The organism is Streptacidiphilus melanogenes (assembly GCF_000787835.1).
GTDB lineage: Bacteria > Actinomycetota > Actinomycetes > Streptomycetales > Streptomycetaceae > Streptacidiphilus > Streptacidiphilus melanogenes.
In genome coordinates, this window is record NZ_BBPP01000002.1 from 179115 (window position 1) to 183028 (window position 3914).

General features: G+C 71.5%; 1 protein-coding gene. It reads right to left on the reverse strand.

Annotated features, from left to right (window positions below):
- Positions 1-41: 41 nt before the first annotated feature.
- Positions 42-3608 (reverse strand): transcription-repair coupling factor, encoded by a 3567-nt coding sequence (gene mfd / locus TR49_RS02700; RefSeq protein WP_042376701.1) that lies wholly within the window; start codon positions 3606-3608, stop codon positions 42-44.
- Positions 3609-3914 lie beyond the last annotated feature (306 nt).

Here is a 3914-nt window from a genome sequence, read left to right on the forward strand (position 1 = left end):
GGGCTGAGCCGCATACCGGCCCAGCCCCACGCCCCTGGATGTCAGCTGAACATCGCCGACAGGAACTCCACGCACCAGCTGAGCAGTTCACGCCCGACAACGGGCTTGCCGCCGATCCGCGCGGTCGCCGGCCTCGGGACCAGAACCAGCTTCGTCGCCGACTTCACCTGGCTGCGCGGGTACAGGCGGTTCAGCCGCAGCTCCTGCGACTCCCGGAGCTCCATCGGGCCGAAGCGGATGAACTGCCCCTGCAGGGTGATGTCGGAGATCCCGCACCGCCGGGCGAACAGCCGCAGTCCGGCCACCATCAGCAGGTTCTCCACCGGCTCCGGCAGCTTGCCGTAACGGTCCGTCAGCTCGGCCCGGACCTGCGCGATGTCCTCCTCGGAGTTCACCGCCGCGATGGACCGGTACGCCTGGAGGCGCAGCCGCTCGCCCGGGGCGTAGTCGTGCGGGACGTGCGCGTCGACCGGCAGCTCGATCTTGACCTCGAGCGGCTCCTCCTCCGGCGCGGCGCCGCCGCTCTCCAGCATCTCGCGGAACTCCGCGACCGCCTCGCCGACCATGCGCATGTAGAGGTCGAAGCCGACGCCCGCGATGTGGCCGGACTGCTCGCCGCCGAGCAGGTTGCCCGCGCCGCGGATCTCCAGGTCCTTCATCGCGACGTACATGCCGGCACCCATCTCGGTGTGCTGGGCGATGGTCGCCAGCCGCTCGTGCGCGGTCTCGGTCAGCGGCTTCTCCGGCGGGTACAGCATGTAGGCGTAGCCGCGTTCACGGCCACGGCCGACGCGTCCGCGCAGCTGGTGCAGTTGCGACAGGCCGAAGGTGTCGCCGCGTTCGACGATGAGCGTGTTGGCGTTGGAGATGTCGATGCCCGACTCCACGATCGTGGTGGAGACCAGGACGTCGAACTCCTTCTCCCAGAAGTCGACGACGACCTTCTCCAGCTGCTGCTCGCCCATCTGCCCGTGCGCCGTGGCCACCCGCGCCTCGGGGACCAGCTCCTTCAGCTTCGCGGCGGCCTTGTCGATCGACTCCACCCGGTTGTGGATGTAGAAGACCTGGCCCTCGCGCAGCAGTTCACGCCGGATCGCGGCGGCGATCTGCTTCTCCTCGTACGGGCCGACGAAGGTCAGCACCGGGTGCCGTTCCTCCGGCGGGGTGGTGATCGTCGACATCTCCCGGATGCCGGTGACCGCCATCTCCAGGGTGCGCGGGATCGGCGTGGCGGACATGGTCAGCACGTCCACGTTGGCACGCAGCTTCTTCAGCTGCTCCTTGTGCTCGACGCCGAACCGCTGCTCCTCGTCGACGATGACCAGCCCGAGGTCCTTGAACTTCGTCTCGTTCGAGAAGAGCCGGTGCGTGCCGATGACGACGTCGACGCTGCCCTCGCGCAGGCCCTCCAGCACGGCCTTCGCCTCGGAGTCCGTCTGGAACCGGGACAGCGGCTTCACCACGACGGGGAAGTTGGCGTAGCGCTCGGCAAAGGTCGAGAAGTGCTGCTGCACCAGCAGCGTCGTCGGCACCAGCACGGCCACCTGCTTGCCGTCCTGCACGGCCTTGAAGGCCGCCCGCACCGCGATCTCGGTCTTGCCGTAGCCGACGTCGCCGCAGATCAGACGGTCCATCGGGACCGACTTCTCCATGTCCTCCTTGACCTCGGCGATGGTCGAGAGCTGGTCGGGCGTCTCCGCGTAGGGGAAGGCGTCCTCCAGTTCTCGCTGCCACGGGGTGTCCGAGCCGAAGGCGTGGCCGGGCGAGGCCATACGCGCCGAGTAGAGCTTGATCAGGTCGGCGGCGATCTCCTTGACCGCCTTCTTCGCGCGCGCCTTGGTCTTGGTCCAGTCCGCGCCGCCGAGCCGGTGCAGCGTCGGGGCCTCGCCGCCGACGTACTTGGTGACCTGCTCCAGCTGGTCGGTCGGCACGAAGAGCCGGTCGCCGGGCTGACCGCGCTTGGCGGGCGCGTACTCCAGCACCAGGTACTCGCGCGTCGCGCCCTGGACGGTGCGCTGCACCATCTCGATGTAGCGGCCGACGCCGTGCGCCTCGTGGACGACGTAGTCGCCGGCCTTGAGCGCCAAGGGGTCGATGGCGTTGCGGCGCCGCGAGGGCATCCGGCGCATGTCCTTGGTGGAGGACTTCTGGCCGGACAGGTCCGTCTCGGTGATCACGCAGAGCTTGAGGCCCTCGTGGACCAGCCCGTTCTCGATCGCGCCGCAGGCGACTTGGATGACGTCCGCGTCGGGCGCGGTGGTCAGGTCCGGGGTGAGCCGGGCGCCGATGCCCTCGCCGCCGAGCATCTCGACGATGCGCGAGGCCGGGCCCTGCCCCTCCGTCACCAGCACGACCCGCCAGCCCTCGGCGAGGCGCCCCTTGCAGTCCGCGATCGCGCGGGCGGTGTCGCCGCGGTACGCCTCGACCGGGTGCATGCCCAGGTGCAGCACGTCCGGTCCGGTCGCCTCCTCCTCGTCGGCGGCGAACGGGCTGACGGACCACCAAGGCAGGCTGATCTCGGCGGCATGCTCACGCACGTCGGCCAGCGACCAGAGCGAGGCCGCGCCCACGTCCAGCGGCGCCTTGCCGCCGGAGGCGGCGGCGACCCAGGAGGCCTGCAGGAACTCGGCGCTGGTGGCGACCAGGTCGGCGGCGCGGGTGCGCACGCGCTCCGGGTCGCAGACGACGGCGACGCTGCCCAGCGGCAGCACGTCCATCAGCAGTTCCATGTCGTCGACCAGGACCGGCGCGAGGGACTCCATGCCCTCGACGGCGATGCCCTGGGCGATCTTGTCCAGGATCTCGCTCAGTTCCGGGTGCTCGGCGGCCAGCTCGGCGGCGCGGGCACGCACCTCGTCCGTCAGCAGGAGCTCGCGGCAGGGCGGTGCCCACAGACCGTGCTGCGCGATCTCCAGCGAGCGCTGGTCGGCGACCTTGAAGTAGCGGATCTCCTCGACCTCGTCGCCCCAGAACTCCACGCGCAGCGGGTGCTCCTCGGTGGGCGGGAAGACGTCCAGGATCCCGCCGCGCACGGCGAACTCGCCGCGCTTCTCCACCAGCTCCACGCGCTGGTACGCGGCGGCGGCGAGACGCTCGACGATGTCGTCGAGGTCCACCTCCTGGCGCTGCCGCAGGCTGACGGGCTCCAGCTCGGCCAGGCCCTTGACCTGCGGTTGCAGCACGCTGCGCACGGGCGCGACGACCACCTGCAGCGGCCCGGCCGCCGGGTCGTCGGCGGCCGGGTGCGCGATCCGCCGCAGCACGGCGATACGGCGGCCGACGGTGTCCGAGCGCGGGGAGAGCCGCTCGTGCGGAAGCGTCTCCCAGGCGGGGAACTCGGCGACGCTGTCGGGCGGCAGCAGGGACGCAAGCGCGGCGGCGAGATCCTCCGCCTCACGGCCGGTGGCCGTGACGGCGAGGACGGGACGCCCGCGCTCCCCCTTCGTCTTCTGCGCGAGGGCGCGCGCCAGCGCAGCGATCGCGAAGGGCCGGGCGGCCGGCGGACCGACGAGATCCAGGTGCCGCCGATCCCCGGCGAGTGCGGCTTCCCCGGCCTCGGCGAGCGCCGGGTCGGAGGCGACGATGTCGAGCAGGCCGGTCAGGCTCATCTACTTCTCTCAGCCAGAGGCAACGCGAAACACCCGGACTGCGAGGCAACCCGGGGGTCTCCAGCGTACGCCGCACCGCGGACAACCGCTCAGCCGCTGCGCTCAGGCACGCGAGTCCCTGCCAACCCCCCACTCGAAAGACGCGGGCGATCGGCGAAGCCCGCCACCTCCCGGAACCGACCCCGGCCGCGCCCTACGGTCACGCGGCGAGGCGGCGGCGCGGGGCGGGAGGACGGAGTCCGGGGCACTGGGCGGAAGGCCGGGGCGGGAGGCCAGGGCGGAAGGAGGGGGCGGGAGGACGGAGGC

Bases quoted from the DNA above. Each gene is read 5' to 3' on its own strand.
- mfd (WP_042376701.1), bottom strand. From the start codon at position 3,608: ATGAGCCTGACCGGCCTGCTCGACATCGTCGCCTCCGACCCGGCGCTC.